This window comes from Vibrio sp. Isolate30, assembly GCF_022397975.1.
Taxonomy (GTDB): domain Bacteria; phylum Pseudomonadota; class Gammaproteobacteria; order Enterobacterales; family Vibrionaceae; genus Vibrio; species Vibrio fortis.
The window spans coordinates 17788-38360 of the sequence record NZ_JAKEUS010000016.1; the positions used below are offsets into that span (position 1 = coordinate 17788).

Here is a 20573-nt window from a genome sequence, read left to right on the forward strand (position 1 = left end):
ATTTTTCTTGGGAAGCAAGCTAGCCTGTCACTACAGGGAGCTGGGCACGATGCCAAGCTTCAAAGCCTCCATCCACACTATATACGTCTTCGAAACCTTGGTTGACTAGGTACTGTGCGGCACCTTGGCTGCTAATACCGTGATAACACATCACAAGGATCGGTTGTTCAAATTCTACCTCATCCATAAACGCGACCATGGTGTCATTCGTCAAATGATACGCGGTTTCTGGGTGTGCAACGGCAAATGATTGTGGATCGCGGATATCTACTAGGCGTGCATCGCCCTGCTTAATGAGTGTTTGAGCACCTTGCACATCAATATGTTTAAACTGGTCCATGACTTTCTCTTGTACTAATTTACTTTGGTGCCATTGTAACCTATCCCAAGGCTAACATTTACACCGACTTAATAAGGTTATCCACCAGCGATCACTTTTACACCATATGTGGATAAATCTGTGAATTGCGTGAATAAAGTGTTTTTTGAAAAATGGATCCACAAGATGTAGTAATGATCCTGATCTATCTGTGGGTTAACTTGAAACTATCCCCACCAACAAAACCGCTTGAAAGCCTTACTACACCCTGCTTTTTGACAACTGACGAAGAAACTCCTCACAGAGTTATCCACAATCCACACTTAGTCATTTCGATCGCAACAACACTAAAATGCGATCCAAATAAAAAGGCCGAGATCTCTCGATCTCGGCCTTTTCATAAAAATTATGTGTGCGCTTAGAAGTCGCCGACAGCTTGCTTTAACTTCTTCATTGCGTTCTTTTCTAGCTGACGAACACGTTCTGCTGAGATGTTGTAGGTTTCAGCAAGATCTTGCAATGTTGCCTTGTCGTCATCTAACCAACGCGAACGAACAATGTGTTGGCTACGGTCATCTAGGCTTGCTAGTGCATGACCAAGACGATTATTGGTATGCGTTTCCCAGTTTGCAGCCTCAACCGTTTCTGCAACGTCTGACGCTTTATCTTCTAGGTAGTAAACTGGAGCTGTGTAAGCAGAACCACCGTCGTCATCGTCCATAGGGGCTTCAAACGTCGCGTCTTGTGCCGCTAAGCGAGATTCCATTTCTCGAACTTCTGAAGGTTCAACGCCCAGCTCACGAGCAACTGTTTCAACTTCACCGTTGTTAAACCAACCTAAACGCTTTTTAGATTTACGTAGGTTGAAAAACAACTTACGCTGTGCCTTCGTTGTCGCAATCTTAACGATACGCCAGTTACGAAGTACGTACTCATGGATTTCAGCTTTGATCCAGTGAACAGCGAAAGATACCAGTCTTACCCCAACTTCAGGGTTAAAGCGTTTTACTGCTTTCATTAGACCAATATTACCTTCCTGAACAAGGTCAGCCATAGGCAGGCCGTAACCAGAGTAACCTCTCGCTACATGAACCACGAATCGTAGATGTGAAAGGATCAAGCCTTTCGCCGCTTCGATCTCACCTTTGTAATGTAATCGCTCTGCAAGTCCACGTTCCTCTTCAGCAGTTAGCATTGGGTAGCTGTTTGCTGAGCGGATATAGCTGTCTAGGCTATCTTGTGTAACTAAAGCCATTTGATACGCTTGGTTTGCCATTCGGTTCCTCATCAATCTCTGATCTGGAGTAGTCTTTCTATTAGAACCCGCTAATCTTGAACCTAAAATGAACAGGATTCAAGAAGGGGGAAGTAATTATGCATAATCAATTCGTCTATACAAGGCGAAAACTGACTAACATGTGTCTATTTCTCGTCTAAATATGACTCAATTCACCTAAACTGGTTCAATTTCTTTTAGGTGTCTTTGGGCAGAAAGTTTTGCTGCCACGCTACCAAGCAAGGTTCCAACGATTAAAAGCAGTAGTGATTCATCCCAGCTTAAGCCAATTAAGCGGAAATGACTGTCGTACAATTGCGCCAAGTCATCTACTGCACTGTTAAGTAATACCGTAATCAGGGCAGTCATGATCCACGCACTGACAGAGCCCAACACACCAAACCACATACCTGTGTAGAGATAAGGGCGCAGGATGAAGCTATCAGTCGCACCGATTAACTTCATGGTTTGGATCTCTTCTTTATGAGCAAGCACGTTAAAGCGCAGAGTATTACCAATAATTAAAAATACCGCCCCAAGCATAAGGAAGGTTAATGTCACTACGATGACAGTCGCCAGCGCTTTGATAGCATCAAGCCTTGCTAACCAATCTTCGTCAAGGCGAACGTCTGTTACAGAAGGCTGCTCTTTGACTTGCTGTGCGAGTGCTTTAATTTCCGTGTCAGTTTCAACACTCGGTGTAATGATCAGTACACCGGGTAGTGAGTAATCATCAAGAATGGTCAGTGCGTCATTAAAACCTGAGTACTGGCTGAGGTCTGCAAGGCCTTGTTGTGGCGAGATGTACTCTACTAAATCAACTTGTGGCCAGCTTTCAATCTCATCCTTCATCACCATCACTCTAGGCTCTGGGATGCCCTCTTCTATATAAGCACTCACCTGAGAAGGGCTAGCAACATCTTGCGCAGCTTCACCCACGTTTTTACCAAGTAGGTATAAACACGCAGGCATCGCCAGTGCCATAGAAATTACAGCTAACGTCAGTAAGTTACCCAGAGGACGCTGCCACAAGTCTGACAGAGAAGACTTCGCCTGTTTCCAGTGAACCACCAAAAAACCATCGCTTGCCGCACGATTGTTGGCGCGCTTTGGTTTCGCCTTTTTAAGACGCTTATTAACGGCCATAGTCTTCTACCTCACTTAAGAAGCCTTGGTTTAACTCGAAATGACGATATTGTGGGCGAGTATTTACTAACCCCACATCATGCGTAGCTAAAAGGATAGTCACGCCTGCTCGATTAAATTCTTCGAACAGTCTTAAAACTCTATTCGATAATTCTGGGTCAAGGTTACCCGTCGGCTCATCGGCCAATAGTAGGGTTGGTCGGTTGACCACAGCGCGTGCAATACCGACACGTTGCTGTTCACCACCCGATAATTGGCTTGGTAGGCAGCGCGCTTTATCGAGCAGACCCGTTTTATCCAATGCAGCACCAACGCGTCGCTTGATCTCATTTTCAGAGATCGACTCGATACGCATCGGCAGTGCCACATTGTCATAAATAGAGCGGTCCATTAACAAACGGTGATCTTGAAAGACGATACCAATGTTACGACGCAAAAAAGGAATGTCTTTACTCGGAATTCGAGTAATGTCGTGATCGTTGAACCAAACGCGCCCGTCGGTCGGGCGCTCAATCGCACAGATCAATTTCAGCAGTGTGCTTTTACCCGCACCTGAATGCCCACCCAAAAAAGCCATTTCACCTCGCTTAAGATGAAAGTCCACTTTTTGTAATGCTTGGCGTCCACCTCGGTAGGCCTTGCTCACTTGCTGAAATTTGATCACCGAAAATTCCTCTTACGATCACTCTTATCAAATTTAAAAAGGTAGCAGGTTAAACACAAACCAAATTGCTACCCAGATTACTCTTCGCGACTAAACAACGCTTCAATAAAGTCTTTTGACTCGAATGGACGTAGATCGTCAATGCCTTCACCAACGCCAATAAAGCGAATTGGAATCTGGAATTGATCAGCGATAGAGAAAATCACACCGCCTTTGGCAGTACCATCTAATTTAGTCAGAGTAATACCTGTAACCGGCGCGACTTCACTGAATAGTTTCGCTTGGCTGATCGCATTCTGACCGGTACCTGCATCTAACGTTAGCATGATTTCATGAGGCGCAGAGTCATCAATCTTCTTCATTACACGAACAATCTTACGCAGCTCTTCCATCAAGTTGCTCTTGTTCTGTAGACGACCTGCGGTATCAGCGATAACCACATCCACACCACGAGCCTTAGCAGCTTCGATAGCATCATAGATAACAGAGGCACTGTCTGCGCCAGTATGCTGAGCAATTACAGGTACGTCGTTGCGCTTACCCCATACTTGAAGCTGTTCAACCGCAGCAGCACGGAAGGTATCACCCGCCGCTAGCATCACCTTCTTGCCTTCATTCTGGAACTGCTTCGCAAGCTTACCGATAGTCGTTGTTTTACCGACACCATTCACGCCTACCATTAAAATAACGTAAGGCGTTTTGGTTGTATCAACCACCAATGGCTGTTCTACCTGACTTAGGATATCTGCCATCTCTTCTTTTAAGAGACCATACAGCGCTTCACCATCTTTCAGGTCATTACGAGATGCTTTTTCTGTTAGGTTATCAATGATTTTGACTGTGGTGTTCATGCCCACGTCAGCAATCAACAGTTGTTCTTCAAGCTCTTCAAATAGATCTTCATCGATTTGCTTACCTTTGAACAAACCGAAGAAGCCTGCGCCAATGTTGGCTTTGGTGCGGCTTAGGCTGCGCTTTAAGCGCGCAAAGAAGCTCTCGGTTGGTTTCTCTTGAACTTCTTCAACTTGTGGCTCTTCCGCAACCACTTCAGGCTCTGCTTCTGCTTCTGCTTCTGCTTCTGCTTCTGCTTCTGCTTGTTCAGGTTGAAGTTCAGCACTTGGCTGTTCAAGCTCTTCTTGTAACTCCGCCTCTTGTGCAGATTCTTCCTTTTCTACCGGTTGCTCAACCTCAGCTTGAGGCTGCTCTTCCGTTTGCTGCTCTACTTTAGAGTCAGTCTGCGTTTGTGGGCTCTGTTCTTCTTCACCAAAGCCAAGCCACGATAATAATCCGCGCTTCTTTTTTTCCGCCATCAGAGGAGTTTCCTAGATCTACTAATTAACTGTATTGACTTAATGCACGTCGACTCTTTGCTATTGTTCTACAATACAAACTTGTAGACACGAATAGTAAAGAAAAATGACAAAGCAGTGATATGCTTGCTGTTTGCTTGATACACTTTGTCATTGCAAAATTTATTTAATACTCGAACCAAATTAAATTGGGCTCGATATAGTATCACTTTATTAGCGGTCAAAAAATCTATGGTAAGACGTCGCCAGCAAAACACATCACAAAAAAAGCCATCTGGAGGCTTTGTTAGAATCATTAGTGGCTCATGGAGAGGCAGAAAGCTCCCAGTTCACGACTTAGAGGGATTACGCCCAACCATTGACCGAGTAAAAGAGACACTCTTTAACTGGGTGGCTCAAGATATCCCAAATGCGACATGTCTGGATGTTTTTGCAGGCTCTGGCGGGCTCGGTTTTGAAGCAGCGTCTCGCCAAGCTAAGATGGTGACGCTTTTAGAGATGAACCAAAAGGCAGCTAAACAGCTATCGGACAACGCTAAAGAGCTGAAAGCCGATAACATTAAGGTAGAGAACATCGATGCTATCTCTTATCTAAGTAAGCCAGGCACACCTTATGATGTGGTTTTCTTGGATCCTCCTTTCCGTAAGGGCTTGCTTGCTGAAACTGTAAACCTACTAGAATCTAATGGTTGGTTGGCTGAAGATGCCGTGGTGTATGTCGAGACCGAAAAAGAACTTAAGCTAGAAGGCATGCCGGAGAACTGGGAACTCTATCGTGATAAAACCACAGGGCAGTCAAGCTACCGACTTTTCCACAGAACCATTGCAGAATAGGATTTAAATAATGAATGTACTGATTCCCGTTGCCAAAGCGGCTATTGCTTTCGTTTGGTTTGTTCTCATCGTTAACATTTTCCATCCATTCCCAGGAAATGCAGCGATTGCCCTATATATCATGACAGCATTCTTGTTCTTTATGCATGGCCTACAAATGCTGATTTTCATTGGTGCGTTTGGCGATAAGATTTCAATGACGCGCTGGGAGAAATGGTCAATTTTGATCTTTGGTATCTTTGCTCTGCTCGATATCCGACGCAAATACATGATGTAAAAAAAAGCCGCTCAATTTTGAATTGAGCGGCTTTTTTAATGTAGCTGAACCAACTAAAGCTAAGAGACGATGTAAGCCTTGATACCATCAAGGAACATCTGGGTCGATATCATAATAAGCAATAGACCCATCAATCGCTCCACCGCTTTCAGGCCACGTTCCCCGAGGATACGCAAGAAGAAGCCATTAAACATCAGAATAAAGAAGGTTGCGCCCCAAGCCAGTAATACCGCCGCAGACAGCTCCAACATATTGTCTGGGTGTTGGGTCGACAGCAGAATCAAAGCTGCAATCACCGATGGCCCCGCAATCATAGGGATCGCCATAGGTACAATAAAAGGTTCTTCACCCGCCGCTAACCCAGTAATACTCCCGGCACTTGGGAAAATCATCTTAATCGCGATAATAAACAGGATGATACCGCCCGAAATACTCAAGGTTTCTGGCTGAACGTGCAAAAAGTTGAGAATGCTCTGACCGGCAAACAAGAACAGTAATAGGATAATCAGCGCGAACATAAGCTCACGAATCAAAACAGTTCGGCGTCGCTTTGGATCGATGTGTTTAAGTATGGAGAGCACAATCGGCAAGTTGCCTAACGGATCCATAATAAGAAACAGCATGGTGGCTGCAGATAGGATTTCCATGAATAAGTCCTGAAAAGCGAAGGTGCGCGGAGTATAGCAGCCTCAATCCGGCTTTTCGAACCTAGTAGGAAGGATTATGTGTTAAATCTATGATTTAAAGGGAAGCAGGAATCCGCCTCCCAAAACAACCGAATTAGTGGCTACATACTCGTGCCATATTGGTTCTCAGCTTATCGCCCTCTAGCACCACCTTCTCCATCTTCACAAAGAAAGTCAGCAATGCGTCCAAGTCCAAACCACTGAGCTTGCAAGTATGAAAGCGTGCTTCTGAACCGTACTCTTGCGCCAATTTTTCAGCCAACTCTTCACGAGTCATCGCTTGTTCATTTAATAGGTTAAGTACATTGTGAGCATGAATTTCAGTCGTCATTCCAAGGTTCCTCTGTCTGTCATATCTCGCCAAGCATAACGAATTGCTTTAAGCGCACTTTGATATAACGCAGCCTCAGTTCAGTTTTCGACTAAAGGGTTAGTGATGCCACGATTAAAGAGTGAGCCAGGAAGTAGCTACCCGTCACCCAAACATAAGCACCTTTGATAGGGCTTCGATAAAAATTCAATGCGTAGGCCAGAGCAGACAGCAATAAGACACAACAACCAATGAATCCTACCCCATGGGATATATGAGGCTCGAGTAACCATACCTCACCCGACGCCCATGCGAGCTGAATAAGGACGATACCCATAATCACAACCGGGAACACCAGTTTATCAAGGCGAGGTAACAATAAGAAAAAAGCCACTACGCATGCGGCAAGCAATAGGGCAAACAGCCACCAAACGACCTGACCAGAAAGTTGTAGCCAGAACGCTTTGCTATAACAAAGTTGTGCGACCAGAAAGCAGATAAAGTGCAGCGGTTTTCTCTTGGATAGAGTATGTAGAATGTCCGCCAAAGCAGACACAACCAAGCCACCGACGATCCAATAACTGTAAACGGTAAGCTCAGGTTGGCTTAAAGCAATAATTGCCAAGAGTACAAAAGTGAACACTTTGTACATTAAGGTTTGAGTAACATGCCCATGCTTAGCTCCTGCTATCGCTCCGATACCAGATAACGAAACCGCTAACCAACTCCACATAACATCTACCCTATTACCTCAAATCGTCGCCAGTCTAGGCACCTCAATAGTGATGTAAAGCGCTAGCCACTCAAAATTGGATCTTGCTTACGCTTCCACTAAAAATGTGATCGTTGCTTAAAATGAACCAAAATATCCAGCATGAGTATCCCACGCTAATTATGCAGGGCTTATATCGCTCAATACCTATCAAAGTAAACTTTAGACTCTATCTATCAGATCTAACCCCATTTTCTATAAGAACCCACCTCTTTAAAGGCACCTGAAACACCCTATATCTATAATTAAACACCCAAAAACATAAAATATAAATTAATTAAAAACAAAAACTTAACTAGAAAATAAGCCACTTTACATGTTTAAAAAACGTCAGGGTTTCATTTCTTATAAAAAGCTAGAAACAGTGCCAAATTATGAAGCCCCACTGCACGGTAAGTAACCAACCTCACAATAAGAGCTCCCAATAAAAGCCAAATTATCTTAATAATGCACATTGCAAAACCACAGAGCACACCAACAAGCATTAATACACTTTAACAAGTTTTAACAACTATGATTACATTAATTAAATCCTTAAAAACAACAACTTAAACAGCAAACGAGCAAACAAAAACCATAAAGAACAAAATTAAAACAACACAAAAACAAACATAAACTCGACCAATAACACCAATAATAAGGAAGTTTTCTTATGTTTTTAGGGATTTCAAAACTAATTCTTGATCTAAAGCCGAAAGTAGTGCTATTCTTAATCACATAGCGATAGTTAACCAGATTTAGGAGTAGTGTTATGATTTCATCTTCGCAGAAACAAGGACTTGTAATGATCGCAGTAGTTGTTGGCCTTATGACACTACCGATGATGTACTAATCAAGTACCAAAAAAGAGAAAAGGGACGCCGAGGCGTCCCTTTTCTTTTATCTAAATCTGGCTACTTTGAGAATAGATGTAACGTCAGTACATCCCAGTTGGCATAATAGAATCCAGCCGCAGCCAGAGTCATTACCATCATCAAGAGAATAGCAACACGCCAAATAAAGCGCCCACTTCTTGGGGTCAACTCTTTCTCACAATCATTACACATCATGATGAACTGATGCTGATCTTCTAATTTCGCATCATGCTCGTTGACCACCTTGTTTCGGCAAGTGGCAATGTAGCGTAGCTTTACCACCATATCGTGTGGCAATCTCTCTTCACAACTCGTGACTAGTTCATGCAGCCCTTCTCCCTCAGCGTGATACTGAAGCCGCAATAACTTCTCTATATTACGAGTCCTTGTGACTACTTTTTCAATGTCCGTCATATTGACCCTCCCACTCCACACTTTAATTTTAGTCGAGCTTTACCCTATTCTTATACAATTTGATCACGATTTACGTGAGAAAGAGACAATAAATAACAACGTCTTATCCACAAATGACAATGAAATGTGATATCAGCCGAAAAACAACTCGCTCAACTTACATCAATTCACGAATAGCGGCTTTAAACACATATCCCATCCAATCGACCGACTAGAATAGCCCTCAGGACTATATGGAGGTTGTATGCCTAATTCACTTTTTCTTGCGATTATTGTACTTGTCGCCCTAGCAGGCTGGGTTTTTGTTAGCTTTTACCGAAAGCATATGCAAGGAGAAAACGCGCCAGAGAAAAAGGTAGATGTCACGGTACTCGACAAACAATCCATTGACCTTCCTGATGCGCAACCTGGTCAAGAAGACCAAGAGTATTGGATCTACGTTCAACGTGGGCTGGTTGGCCCCAAACGTGAGTTCCAAGTAGGGATCCATTACTTCCATGCTCTAAATCCTGGGGACAAAGGTACATTGACTTATCAGGGTGATAAATTTTTGCACTTTGCCCTCAAGCGCTAATTCCTTTTTTGCTTTTAGATTCTTAAGTTATGGCAACAACCAGCGTGTTTTCGCTGATTTTGCCATCAACCAACTCATCCACAGTGCGCCTGCACCACTGATCACGACCCACAATGGTATCACCCAAGCTGGATGGCCTTGATACCAACCAAACTCTTTCATTGGCCATAAGAAGATAGGGTGCAACAGATAGATACCTAAGCTGTGCTTACTGATGAAGCCCACCACTTTATTCGACTTATCCGATAGCCCTTCCCCAAAGTAGCGACACAGCATAAACACCATACTTGCAGCCAAGACTGTATTTAGCGTTTTGTAAGACAGCCAGCGCCCTACTGTGTATTTCTCTGCCGCGAGACTCGCATCAACGACCATATAAACCGTGGTAAACAGTGCCAAAGCACCCAATATCGTCGTCCCTATGACCACAGGTGTGGTTAGAGGTAGCTTCTTATACAAGATATAGCCCAGAGGTAAATAACCTGTATATAGCCACAATTCATGACTCCATGGTCCATCTACCTTAAACAAGAACAGTAACGTGGTGAACAACCAGACCGCAGTGAAACTGTAGATGAACGCATCACCATACTTACGCAGTCCAATCTGCATAAACGGAATCACAAAATAGAGCGGTATGAAGTAGTAGAAGAACCCTAAGTGGTAGTAGGTATAGTGGTGATAGCTGTTACTCAGCACATCCCAACTGACCGAGGCATCATAGCCTGACGCAGACCAACCAGAGAGATAGGTATAGAACAGAGACCATACAAGAAATGGAATCAGAACCTTACCTAAACGTCGTTTTAAATAGTATTTGGCATCAAACGGGCGTTGATCACTGAGCATCAATGCGCCGGTAATCAAAATGAACACAGGAACTGCCCATCGGCTAAACCCATTCACCGTAATCGCTGTCAGCCACTCATTGAATGGAATCATATTGAGCTCATTGCGATAGGGTGCCAGCACATGAATTGCGATCACGGCCACTGCCGCTACACATCGTGCTAAATCAAAGAAGAGAATTCGCTGCTTCATCTAAATGCCTGATTAATATTCAATCATTCTACTATAGCAACAAAAAAGCTGACTGGTATGGTAACCAAGTCAGCTTATTGTTAAAGCAAGCTATGCTCACGAACAAAACACACTATTTTCGATTATGCGGTCTCTGTTTGTGGCACTTTCGGTAACTTTAGAGAGATAAGCGTTGTGAACGCTAAGAAAGTAAACGACACCCACAAACAGGCCGACAATCCACCCATTTGGAATACCAAGCCTGACAGAATTGTGCCAATCAAACGGCCCATCGCGTTCGCCATGTAGTAGAAACCAACATCAAGCGATACACCATCGCCTTTTGCGTAGCTTACAATCAGGTATGAGTGCAGTGATGAGTTGACCGCGAAAATAGCACCAAACACCATTAAACCCGCGATAATCACTAACTCAGGCTGCCAACCGATTTGCACCGCATAGGCAATACCCGCCGTCACTATCGCCAGTACACCAGCCCACAGTAGTGCAGCGTGTCCATCAGGTACCTTACCTTGCGCTTTACCGGTAATCTTAGGTGCTATGCCCTGAACAAAGCCGTAAGCAATCGTCCAAGCCGCTAAGAAGCCACCTACCCAAGAGTGATCCCAACCAAATACACTACCAAGATAAATTGGCAGAGCAATCACGAACCACACGTCACGAGCACCAAACAAGAACATGCGTGCCGCAGACAGGATGTTGATCGATTCAGACTTAGAGAAAATCTGTTTGAACTTAGGCTTGGTTTTCGCCTTGCCCATGTCTGCCTCTAAACTCACTAAGCTGCCAACGAAGACGAGAGTCAGCACAACCGCCATCGCCAACACCGCATATTGGAACCCAATGGTTGAGAGCAGCAAACCGCCAATAAAGAAGCCTGCACCTTTCAGCGCATTCTTAGAACCAGTAAGAATCGCAATCCACTTATACAATGCGCCTTGCTGTTCATCCGGCACTAAGGTCTTAATTGAACTCTTAGCGCTCATCTTATTGAGATCTTTGGCGATACCCGACAAGGCCTGCGCCGCCATCACCCAAGGTATGGTTAACATGGCCGATGGTAGTGCGAGCATACCCAAGGCGACAACTTGCATCCCAAGGCCAATGTTCATGGTTTTATTAAGACCGAGACGAGCGCCCAACCAACCACCAATAAGATTGGTCACTACGCCAAAGAATTCATAGAAAAGAAACAGCGAAGCGATTTCTAATGAACTGTAGCCAAGGTCATAGAAATACAGAACCACCAGCATGCGAAGTGCACCATCAGTAATGGTGAAGTTCCAGTAATTGAAGGTCACCAACATATATTGGCGAACGCTCTTACTTAGATTTGAAAACATAACGCTCTCTCTACAATCTAAACAAAAAGAGCTTTTGGATCACGATATGCTAAACACTCAAGATACCAAAAGCTCCTTGTCTAACATCGATGGTTGTTAGCTATTCGCTACACCATTAATGTACTCAACCTGGATAGGTTTTGTGAAAGCACCTGGGCGCAATGCTTGAACTTCTTGAACAATCTTATCAAGGTCCCAGCCTTTCTCTAGCAGTAGGTGCGCCGCAAACAAACCTGTGCGACCTGAGCCACCCATGCAATGCAGAGCAACTTTCGCACCGCTATCAACGATTTTGTGTAACTCTGGACTCGCCGCTTGCCACTTCGCAGCGAAGTCAGCTTCCGGTGCGCAGTCGTCTTCAATTTCAATTTGGAACCACTGCATGCCTAGAGCACGAGTTTTCTCGCCAAGTGCGGCAACGTCTTTGCTTGCAAGCTCTGCATCGTCCAGTGCCGTTACAATGGCCTCAACGCCTTGCTCTTTCAGTTGAGCAAGAGATGAGTCAAGATCAGCCTCTTTCGTACCTGGGCACGGAGTTAGGATAAGTGCACCTTTCTCAAGGTCTAGTTGCCAAGTCGGGTGGATATGAGCAGGATGTGTCATTTTTATTCCTCAAATACTTACTTTGCTAGACCAACGTTGCGTACCAGCTCAGCAGTACGTGTCGCGTAACCCATTTCGTTGTCGTACCAAGCGTAGATCTTCACCATGCGCTTACCAACTAACATAGTTGATAGTGCATCTACGATGGTAGAGCGTTGGTCGCCTTTGTAGTCGATAGACACCAGTGGACGCTCCTCAAAGCCTAGAATGCCTTGTAGTTCGTTCTCAGATGCTTCTTTTAGCAGAGCGTTTACTTCTTCTGCTGTTGTGTCTTGTTTCACTTCGAAGATGATGTCAGTCAGAGATGCGTTCGCTAGCGGTACTCGCACTGCGTGGCCATTGATGCGGTTTTCTAGTTCAGGGAAAATCTCAACAATCGCCTTAGCAGAGCCCGTGGTTGTTGGGATTAGGCTCATACCACAAGCACGTGCACGACGTAGGTCTTTGTGCGGCGCGTCTAAAATCGTTTGTGTATTGGTAAGATCGTGAATCGTGGTGAATGACGCGTTTTCGATACCCAGCTTCTCGTTGATCACTTTCACTACAGGTGCAATACAGTTTGTTGTACAAGACGCTGCCGTCACGATCTTGTGTACTGCTGGATCGAAGATATCATCGTTGATACCAACCACGATGTTCGCTACGCCTTCTTCTTTCACTGGTGCAGAAACCACAACGCGCTTCACGCCTTGCTCTAGGTATTTATTTAGGAACTTACCAGCACGGTGGACACCTGTTGCTTCAATCACAACATCACAACCAGACCAATCAATCGCATCGATATCACGCTCTTGAGTCGTCTTGATACGCTGACCATTAATGATCATCTCATCGCCTTCAGTGGTTACTTCATGGTGAAAGCGACCCTGAACCGAATCGAACTCTAGAAGATGGGCAAGCGTTGCTGTATCGCCCGCTACATCATTAATTTGCACAAACTCTAGCTCTTCCCAATCGAATGCTGCGCGAAGTGCTAGACGGCCGATACGACCAAAACCGTTAATACCTACTTTAACTGTCATCGTGTTTTCTCTCAGTCAGTGGTGAATCTAAAAATATTCCATTAAACACAACATTGAGGGCGAGAAGTCATGGATTCTAGACGCTCAATGTCTTGCTGATATTCAGTTTTCAAACAGTCGGATGCGATGAGGTCATCAATTAACTTTAGCATCCAACCTGGTAAATCTTTGGACAGGCGATAGAACACCCACTGCCCTTGACGAACATCCGTGAGGATCCCATTTGAGCGCAATTGCGCTAAGTGACGAGACACCTTCGGCTGACTCTCTTGTAGCGCTTCAGTTAGCTCACCAACAGATAAACACTCTTGGCGCACAATCAGCATTAAGCAGCGTACGCGCGTTTCATCGGACAATAATTTAAAAAACTGGTGAGGAAGCATACTTGTATTCTCATATATGGATATGCGTATATATTAGTTATAAAAAAACGCACGTCAAGGCGTGCGTTTCCACTGTCATAAAAGTTTAATACTTGTACCGTTAGGTTTGACTAGTCACACTGTGGCTCCAACGCTGCGCCTCGGTAAGCTCAGCTTTAACTTGGTCGACACTCAACCCTAACCTATTACAGTACTCTTCTATCTGGCGCCAATCAGCATGTTCAAAGCTCTCTTCCAAAGCCAAAAGCTGACCATACGGCCCCTCTCGACGCAACAGCGCTAACTTAATGATCTCGCATAGTGGCAGTTGTTCAACTAAGTGCTCCAGCGACAGATCGAGTAACGCATCCAACAACGAGAATAGCCCAATCATAAAGGCTTGCTCAGTATGCCCTTCAAAGGGTTGGTAACGAGACATCCGCTGACAGAACTGGGCACGTTGCAAAGATAAGCTGTATAACTCTTTTGGCTTCTTATCAGAGACATAAGAGGCAACCGCCAGTGAGACAAACATCTTGAGGTTATCTTGCCCCAAATACACCAATGCCTGACGAAATGAAGAGATACTGACCTCTAAGCGCGGCGACATGGTGTTCACAAATCGGAGTAGCTTGTAAGAAAGTGCCACGTCTTTTGCCACAATACTTTCCACACGCTGAAAGTCGACGTTAGGTTTACAGACTTCTTGAAACAACTCCATCGCAATCACATGCTCAGGGCTGATGTATTTCGTTTTAACCATTTCTGGCTTACTGAAGAAGTACCCTTGAAAAAATTTAAAACCCGCCTTCTTTGCTTGTTGAAACTCCTCTTCCGTTTCAACACGTTCCGCCAAAAAGCTGTATTTCTTGCCTTGATGCTTTTGCACCAATTCACACGCCGCATCTAAACCCATCTGCATAATGTCGAGCTTTACAATGTGCGTATACCTCAGAAACGCTTCCCACTCTGGTGTCGATGTAAAGTCGTCCAATGCGATCATATAACCCTGTTGGTAGAGATCTTTAACCGCCTCCAATAGCTCGGGTGTCGGTGGACAGGTCTCCAAAATCTCAATAACCACTTTGTCTTTGGGCAGGCTTTGAGGAAGACGACGCAGTAGGCTTTGATATGGAAAGTTAATGAAACAGCGAGATGAAGGGATCGATGGGTTGAGACCCACCGATAAGAAATTTTCAACAATCAAACGATACGTAGCTCGATTCGACTCAACATGCGCAGGGTAGGCATTATTTTCCCCATCACGAAACAGCAACTCATAACCAAGGGTGTGCTTTTTTCGATTAAAGATAGGTTGTCGAGCGACGTATGTAGCGGTCATCTATTTTCTAACTCTATGATTGGTTAAGCCTTGGCAGCAGCAAGCAATGCACCGCATCCCATGAACATACCACCAAAAATTTTATTTATCTTACCCATTACGCGATCTGAGCGAATAAAACGTCCCATTTGTGATGCCAATGAGGTGTAACCCAACATAACAACGCTATCAATGAATACCGTAGTCACACCAAGTACCAAAAGCTGCGGAGCTTGAGGCTGTGAAGGGTCTATAAATTGCGGGAACAATGCAACCAAAAATACAATAGATTTCGGATTTGTAAGATTAATTAAGACCGCATTGCGCAAAAGTGCCCAACTTGACTGCGATACACCCTCTTCGGTAGCCACCATGCTCGACGTGTCACGCCACTTTTGAATACCAAGCCAGATAAGATAGACCACACCAACCCATTTAATTAATGTGAACGCGAACGCCGATTTGGCCACCAGCGCGCCAATCCCAGCTCCCACCAATAAAATATGAAATGCCAAACCAATTTGCAGGCCTGCAATAGAAGCCAATGATTTACGAGTACCATAGCTTAGACCATTGCTGATCGAATTCACGGTACCTGAGCCCGGCGCTAAACTAAACAGAATTGCGGTCACGACATAAGCGAGCCAAACATGAGTATCCATTGCATTTCCTTAGCAGTACTTTAATCTAACAACATCAATAGCGATAAAAGCTCTCATCAGTATTCTTTCAGGTAACTTCTCATGGCAAACAGCGCTGCCGCACCTTCTTATTTCACTCAAGAGCCTCAATTTGAGGAAGCGATTAAACACCCGATCTCAGCCTTTTGGCAACAAAGAAATGAAGGTTATGTCACCTCATCGAGCAAGAAAAAACTCTATTGGTCGAGCTTTACTTCACCACAGCATAGCAAAGCAATTGTGATCTCGAATGGGCGCATAGAGTGCTGCGAAAAATACCAAGAGCTTTTTTACGATCTCTACCATCAAGGTTATGACATTTACTCTTTTGATCATCAAGGTCAAGGGCGTTCACAACGCAGTGTGCAAGACTCTGACATTGGTCATATTCATGAGTTTGATGATTACATCCGTGATATGCGTGAGATTCTCCAACACTTCCCACTCGATAAGTACCAGCAACGCTACTTACTCGCTCATTCGATGGGCAGTACCATCGCGACTCGCTACTTACAAACAACTCCAGACCACCGCTTTGAAAAGGTCGCCTTATGTGCGCCTATGTTTGGCGTCAATACGGATTGGTACCTTAAACCTATCGCCATGTTCGTTGCACAACTGCTAACGGGGCTGTACGCCAAGCCAACTTATGCGCCGGGACATAAAGCGTATTACGCTAAACCTTTTGAAAACAACCTGCTCAGTCAGAGCAAAGTTCGCTACCAGTGGTTCAGAAAGCTCTATGACGACAATCCAGCGATTCAAGTTGGCGGACCAAGCACGCGTTGGGTATGGCAAGGCTTAATGGCGGCGAAACAAGCCATTCAGCAAACTCGCCAAATTAAAATTCCCCTTTTGTTGATTCAAGCAGGTAATGAGCAGATCGTTTGCAACCAAGCTCAACAGAACTTCATCAATAAACTGCGCAAAACAAACGCCGACAGCAAGATGGTCACCATTAATGACGCAAGACATGAAGTGCTGTTTGAAATTGACCAATATCGAAATCAAACTCTGGATTCGATTATTGCGTTTTTTCGTTAGAGGGGTTCGCTAAAGAGGAAGACAAGTAATAGAGCTTTGCCCTCTTTTGTTGTACTGATTTCACGTACAATTTGTCTTACAACATTGGACACCAACCTCTGCTTGGTGTCTCTATTAATCAAGTACGCTGTATCGAGGGTTAAATGACGATTCCTGCACTGAAAGATTCCATCAATATTGTTGCCTCTGATCTTGATGGCACACTGCTTGCCCCTAACCACAAGTTGAGTGATTTTACCAAGCAGACGTTGAAGAAATTACACCAGCAAGGCTTCACCTTTATCTTTGCCACTGGTCGACACCATGTTGACGTTGCGGGTATTCGTCAGCAAGTTGGTATCCCAGCGTATATGATCACCTCTAACGGTGCTCGCGTGCATGACCAAAACGATCAATTGATGTACAGCCAGAACGTACCTCAAGAGCTTGTTCAACCAATACTCGACATCGTTCGTCAAGATACGAATATTTTCATCCATATGTACCAAAACGAAGATTGGTTGCTGGATCGTGAAGATGAGATGCTAGCCAAGTTCCATAGCGAGTCTGGCTTTAGCTACAAACGCTTTGAGGCTGAACAGGCACCCACTGATGGTATCGCGAAGGTATTCTTTACTCACCCTGAACATGATCATGAATACCTAGTGACGTTCGAGCAGAAGTTGCGAGACACCTTTGGCGATAAGCTGAACATATCCTTCTCTACCCCTTGGTGTTTGGAAATCATGGCTGCAGAGGTATCAAAAGGCCACGCGCTCGAAGCCGTTGCAAAATCACTAGACCTCACTCTAGATAACTGCATTGCCTTTGGTGATGGTATGAACGATGCCGAAATGTTAGCGATGGCAGGTAAAGGCCTAGTGATGGGCACATCACATGAGAAAGTGATGCAAGCATTGCCAAACAACGAAGTAATCGGTAGCAACGCGGATGATGCCGTAGCTCACTACCTTGAAGATCATCTGTTGTAACTATCTCTCCCCTAAACACTAAAAAGGCAGCCAATCGCTGCCTTTTTTGAACCTTCACGTTCTCATAAGCTCTAATGCTATCGAGAACCCAGTACCTCTTTGCTTAAAATAGCCTGCCACTCTTGCTCCGTCACTGGCATGATGGATAAGCGATTGCCTCGCTTTACTAACGGCATATTTTCAAGCTCAGGCATCGCTTTCAGCGTCGCTAAAGGAATCAAACGTTCTGTGGTTCGAACATACTCGACATCGACCATCACCCAGCGAGGATTGTCTGGTGACGATTTAGCATCGTAGTAATCACTCTCTGGATCAAACTGAAAATGATCCGGATAGGCTTCTCGTGTCACTTTAGCGATACCGGCAACACCGACTTTTTTGCAAGACGAATGGTAAATCATCACTAGGTCACCCAATTTGACCTGATCACGCATCATATTACGAGCTTGATAGTTACGAACGCCCTCCCAGCAAGAGGTGTTTTGCACACGCAGGGTATGAATAGAGAAGGTGTCGGGTTCTGTTTTAAATAACCAATATGCCATAATAAATCCAATTAACGGTTGCTCCGAGGAAGATATAACATGAAGGTACTTAAAAACCCAGCCGTGTGGCTGACGGCCATCGCTCTGACGGGTTGTAGTCAAACCCAACTATCCCCTTCAGAATCAGAGAAGTCGCCCACTGCCAGCTTAGATGCGCCGAGTACCATTCAGCCACAAACCTTTATTATGCGTGGTCAAGTGATTGTCGGCCATGAGAGCCGCACTTTTACTCCTTGTGGTAGCCAAGAGCAATACTGGCTAGATTTATCACCAGAGCTGGCACTGGAGGCTCAAGGACTCTCTAATACCCCCTACCAACCAATGTATGGCGAGCTTATTGGCCACCTGACCGTACCTAGCCAAACTGGATACAACGCCGACTTCACAGCACGCTTTGTTGTCGACCAAGTAAACATTCTGACGGCAGAAAACCCAAACCGCTGCAACCAACCGCTTAAACCAACACGTGTCTTTGGTAATGAACCTTCCTGGTCGGCGCAATTCGATAAGAGCAACATTACCTACTCACAAATGGGTGAGACACCACAAGCTTTTGAGATTCAGTCAAGCCGTATGAGCAGCGAACAGCGTCAGTATCAGTTAAGTAGCGACCAAGGTGATGGCGAACTGAACCTCACTAAGAGCCGTTGTAACGATACCATGAGTGATAGCTTGTACGGCTGGAATGCCGAGCTCACCCTCAATGATAAGACCCACAAAGGTTGCGCTACGCTCTCTAATCAAGACCCAACCCTAGAATGGGCAGATCGCTACTTTGCTAGCTCAACACAAAATGCCGGCTTCTCAGTGACTCTTGAATTGAATGATGACCATAGCGCAATCACCACTTACTCATACAGCAACGGTGATGATCCTATTATTGAGCAAGGGTTTTGGCAGCAACTCAATACCAACCAAGTTCAAGTGGTCATGACGCGCCACCAGCAACAATATCTTATCTCAGAGCGTATTTTTACTCGTGAAGGCAACCAGTTGAGGGCGAAAAAAGAGCGTGTGGGCAATGTTGTGTATCCAATAGCCGATGGTGGTCTGGTTCTCTTTAAAACCAAAGAGCAACAAGATCTGACCACAGTGACGGAATCATCCGCCGATCTTACACCTCAGAAAATCGATGGTAGGGATCAACTTGATCCCAAGGTCGACCGTGCGATCCGTGATTATTTTAAGATCCACAAGACCTCAACTGACGATACCCAATATCGTTGGCTGACCTATGACCTCAATGGTGATGGCCAAGAGGAACTACTGGCTCAGCTTAATTGGTGTGGTTCTGGAGGATGCACTCTGCTTATCTTTGAAAACCATCAACAACAGTGGCGCTTCAACAGTCGTATCACCTTAGTACAGGGAGCGATTCATTTAGGTGCCGAACAACATAACGGTTGGCAAGATCTCGTCTTTAATGTCAGTGGTGGCGGTGCTACACCAGCACAACATGTGTTGCAGTATTCAGGTGTCAGTTATCCACTCAACCCAAGCGTCGCGCCTACAACCACCAGCGACAAAGTGAGCCAAGTCATTCTGTTTACCGACGAAACATCTCCGATGCAAAAAGGAGTTAAACTCTAATATGGAAAAGGCTGTCGCTTGCCAACGATGTGGCTTCACTCATCAATGTATTTGCTCGTTGATCCCCACTCTTGAAAGCTCTGTAAACATTGCACTGCTTACTCACGAGAACGAACTCCACCGTGATACCAACACTGGAAAACTACTGCAACAAACACTGCCCAACTGTCACAGCTATGTTTGGCAGCGTAAGTCTGCACCCACAGACTTAATGGCGATGATCAATGATGATGCGATACAAGCTTTGCTCTTATTTCCAAGTGAGCAGAGTGTTGAAGTCAGTGAGGTCACTAAAGATTATCCAGTAGAAAGCCACAAATTATTGTTTATTGTGCTCGATGCGACATGGCAAGAAGCGAAGAAGATGATGAACAAAAGCCCATGGTTAAAAGACATTCCACAGGTACACCTCACTCCTAATTTGGATTCAGCCTATACCTTGAGGCGCAATCAAGACTCAGGGCACTTATGTACTTGTGAGGTTGGTAGCCTACTACTGAGTCAATTGGGTGAAACGGAGCAAGCTCAACAGCTCAACCAGTACTTCCATCACTACTTGAAAGTCTTCCAAGCCGATAAAAGTGGCCATGCGTTAAGGTAAAAAACCAAAGAGCG

The 20573-nt window shown here is 44.9% G+C and carries 24 protein-coding genes; 7 read left to right on the forward strand and 17 right to left on the reverse strand.

Going from position 1 to position 20573, the window contains the following annotated elements:
* Nucleotides 1-19 precede the first annotated feature (19 nt).
* From glpE to ftsY, 5 genes are all read right to left on the reverse strand, one after another.
* A complete protein-coding gene (gene glpE / locus L1D60_RS22650) occupies nt 20-340 on the reverse strand; it encodes a thiosulfate sulfurtransferase GlpE (protein WP_239843081.1) in 321 nt (106 codons plus the stop codon).
* A 397-nt stretch (nt 341-737) separates the two neighbouring features.
* Nucleotides 738-1595, reverse strand: a complete 858-nt coding sequence (rpoH, locus tag L1D60_RS22655; RefSeq protein ID WP_032553383.1) for an RNA polymerase sigma factor RpoH — start codon at nt 1593-1595, stop codon at nt 738-740.
* Nucleotides 1596-1772: 177 nt separating this feature from the next.
* Nucleotides 1773-2741, reverse strand: a complete 969-nt coding sequence (gene ftsX, locus L1D60_RS22660) for a permease-like cell division protein FtsX (RefSeq protein WP_239843082.1) — start codon at nt 2739-2741, stop codon at nt 1773-1775.
* A complete protein-coding gene (gene ftsE, locus L1D60_RS22665; protein ID WP_032553381.1) occupies nt 2731-3405 on the reverse strand; it encodes a cell division ATP-binding protein FtsE in 675 nt (224 codons plus the stop codon). The genes ftsX and ftsE overlap by 11 nt, the downstream gene beginning before the upstream one ends.
* 77 nt (nt 3406-3482) lie before the next feature.
* On the reverse strand, nt 3483-4715 hold the full coding sequence (gene ftsY / locus L1D60_RS22670) for a signal recognition particle-docking protein FtsY (protein ID WP_239843083.1): 1233 nt from the start codon (nt 4713-4715) through the stop codon (nt 3483-3485).
* Nucleotides 4716-4946: 231 nt separating this feature from the next.
* Between ftsY and rsmD the strand changes: the two genes are divergently transcribed.
* Together rsmD and L1D60_RS22680 are read left to right on the forward strand one after the other, a co-directional pair.
* Nucleotides 4947-5549: a 16S rRNA (guanine(966)-N(2))-methyltransferase RsmD gene (rsmD, locus tag L1D60_RS22675; RefSeq protein ID WP_239843084.1), complete on the forward strand. Its 603-nt coding sequence runs from the start codon at nt 4947-4949 to the stop codon at nt 5547-5549.
* A gap of 10 nt (nt 5550-5559) precedes the next feature.
* Nucleotides 5560-5826 (forward strand): DUF1145 domain-containing protein, encoded by a 267-nt coding sequence (locus tag L1D60_RS22680; RefSeq protein WP_032553377.1) that lies wholly within the window; start codon nt 5560-5562, stop codon nt 5824-5826.
* A 59-nt stretch (nt 5827-5885) separates the two neighbouring features.
* On the opposite strand, the gene L1D60_RS22685 is transcribed toward L1D60_RS22680, so the two are convergent.
* The 4 genes from L1D60_RS22685 to L1D60_RS22700 all read right to left on the reverse strand — a co-directional run bounded on the left by L1D60_RS22685 (nt 5886) and on the right by L1D60_RS22700 (nt 8862).
* Nucleotides 5886-6473: a YhgN family NAAT transporter gene (locus L1D60_RS22685; protein ID WP_239843085.1), complete on the reverse strand. Its 588-nt coding sequence runs from the start codon at nt 6471-6473 to the stop codon at nt 5886-5888.
* 133 nt (nt 6474-6606) lie between these two features.
* On the reverse strand, nt 6607-6843 hold the full coding sequence (locus L1D60_RS22690; protein WP_239843086.1) for a YecH family metal-binding protein: 237 nt from the start codon (nt 6841-6843) through the stop codon (nt 6607-6609).
* A gap of 91 nt (nt 6844-6934) precedes the next feature.
* Entirely contained in the window at nt 6935-7555 is a 621-nt protein-coding gene (locus L1D60_RS22695; protein WP_239843087.1) for a lysoplasmalogenase, read from the reverse strand.
* Nucleotides 7556-8487: 932 nt separating this feature from the next.
* On the reverse strand, nt 8488-8862 hold the full coding sequence (locus L1D60_RS22700) for a DUF4145 domain-containing protein (protein ID WP_239843088.1): 375 nt from the start codon (nt 8860-8862) through the stop codon (nt 8488-8490).
* Between the two features lie 244 nt (nt 8863-9106).
* On the opposite strand from L1D60_RS22700, the gene L1D60_RS22705 reads away from it, so the two are divergent.
* Nucleotides 9107-9436, forward strand: a complete 330-nt coding sequence (locus L1D60_RS22705; RefSeq protein ID WP_239843089.1) for a DUF2500 domain-containing protein — start codon at nt 9107-9109, stop codon at nt 9434-9436.
* 27 nt (nt 9437-9463) lie between these two features.
* On the opposite strand, the gene L1D60_RS22710 is transcribed toward L1D60_RS22705, so the two are convergent.
* The 7 genes from L1D60_RS22710 to rhtB all read right to left on the reverse strand — a co-directional run bounded on the left by L1D60_RS22710 (nt 9464) and on the right by rhtB (nt 15790).
* Nucleotides 9464-10477 carry an acyltransferase gene (locus L1D60_RS22710; RefSeq protein ID WP_239843090.1) on the reverse strand — a complete coding sequence of 338 codons (1014 nt, stop codon included), beginning with the start codon at nt 10475-10477 and terminating at the stop codon, nt 9464-9466.
* A gap of 122 nt (nt 10478-10599) precedes the next feature.
* Nucleotides 10600-11820: an organoarsenical effux MFS transporter ArsJ gene (arsJ, locus tag L1D60_RS22715; protein WP_239843091.1), complete on the reverse strand. Its 1221-nt coding sequence runs from the start codon at nt 11818-11820 to the stop codon at nt 10600-10602.
* A gap of 96 nt (nt 11821-11916) precedes the next feature.
* The gene (locus L1D60_RS22720; protein ID WP_239843092.1) at nt 11917-12423 is read right to left on the reverse strand and encodes a cyclin-dependent kinase inhibitor 3 family protein; all 507 of its coding nucleotides are present in this window, start codon (nt 12421-12423) and stop codon (nt 11917-11919) included.
* Nucleotides 12424-12440: 17 nt separating this feature from the next.
* Nucleotides 12441-13445 (reverse strand): ArsJ-associated glyceraldehyde-3-phosphate dehydrogenase, encoded by a 1005-nt coding sequence (locus L1D60_RS22725; RefSeq protein WP_239843093.1) that lies wholly within the window; start codon nt 13443-13445, stop codon nt 12441-12443.
* 41 nt (nt 13446-13486) lie between these two features.
* On the reverse strand, nt 13487-13828 hold the full coding sequence (locus tag L1D60_RS22730; RefSeq protein ID WP_239843094.1) for a metalloregulator ArsR/SmtB family transcription factor: 342 nt from the start codon (nt 13826-13828) through the stop codon (nt 13487-13489).
* A gap of 100 nt (nt 13829-13928) precedes the next feature.
* On the reverse strand, nt 13929-15149 hold the full coding sequence (locus tag L1D60_RS22735; RefSeq protein ID WP_239843095.1) for an EAL and HDOD domain-containing protein: 1221 nt from the start codon (nt 15147-15149) through the stop codon (nt 13929-13931).
* A gap of 23 nt (nt 15150-15172) precedes the next feature.
* A complete protein-coding gene (gene rhtB, locus L1D60_RS22740) occupies nt 15173-15790 on the reverse strand; it encodes a homoserine/homoserine lactone efflux protein (protein WP_239843096.1) in 618 nt (205 codons plus the stop codon).
* A gap of 81 nt (nt 15791-15871) precedes the next feature.
* Between rhtB and L1D60_RS22745 the strand changes: the two genes are divergently transcribed.
* Together L1D60_RS22745 and L1D60_RS22750 are read left to right on the forward strand one after the other, a co-directional pair.
* Complete coding sequence (locus tag L1D60_RS22745; RefSeq protein ID WP_239843097.1) at nt 15872-16852, forward strand: alpha/beta fold hydrolase; 981 nt, start codon at nt 15872-15874, stop codon at nt 16850-16852.
* Nucleotides 16853-16995: 143 nt separating this feature from the next.
* Nucleotides 16996-17823, forward strand: coding sequence for a Cof-type HAD-IIB family hydrolase (locus L1D60_RS22750; RefSeq protein WP_239843098.1), 828 nt, complete (start codon nt 16996-16998; stop codon nt 17821-17823).
* Between the two features lie 77 nt (nt 17824-17900).
* On the opposite strand, the gene L1D60_RS22755 is transcribed toward L1D60_RS22750, so the two are convergent.
* Entirely contained in the window at nt 17901-18368 is a 468-nt protein-coding gene (locus L1D60_RS22755; RefSeq protein WP_032553358.1) for an EVE domain-containing protein, read from the reverse strand.
* A gap of 39 nt (nt 18369-18407) precedes the next feature.
* Between L1D60_RS22755 and L1D60_RS22760 the strand changes: the two genes are divergently transcribed.
* A complete protein-coding gene (locus tag L1D60_RS22760; RefSeq protein ID WP_239843099.1) occupies nt 18408-19958 on the forward strand; it encodes a hypothetical protein in 1551 nt (516 codons plus the stop codon).
* A 1-nt stretch (nt 19959) separates the two neighbouring features.
* Nucleotides 19960-20559 carry a DTW domain-containing protein gene (locus L1D60_RS22765; protein WP_239843100.1) on the forward strand — a complete coding sequence of 200 codons (600 nt, stop codon included), beginning with the start codon at nt 19960-19962 and terminating at the stop codon, nt 20557-20559.
* Nucleotides 20560-20573: the final 14 nt, after the last annotated feature.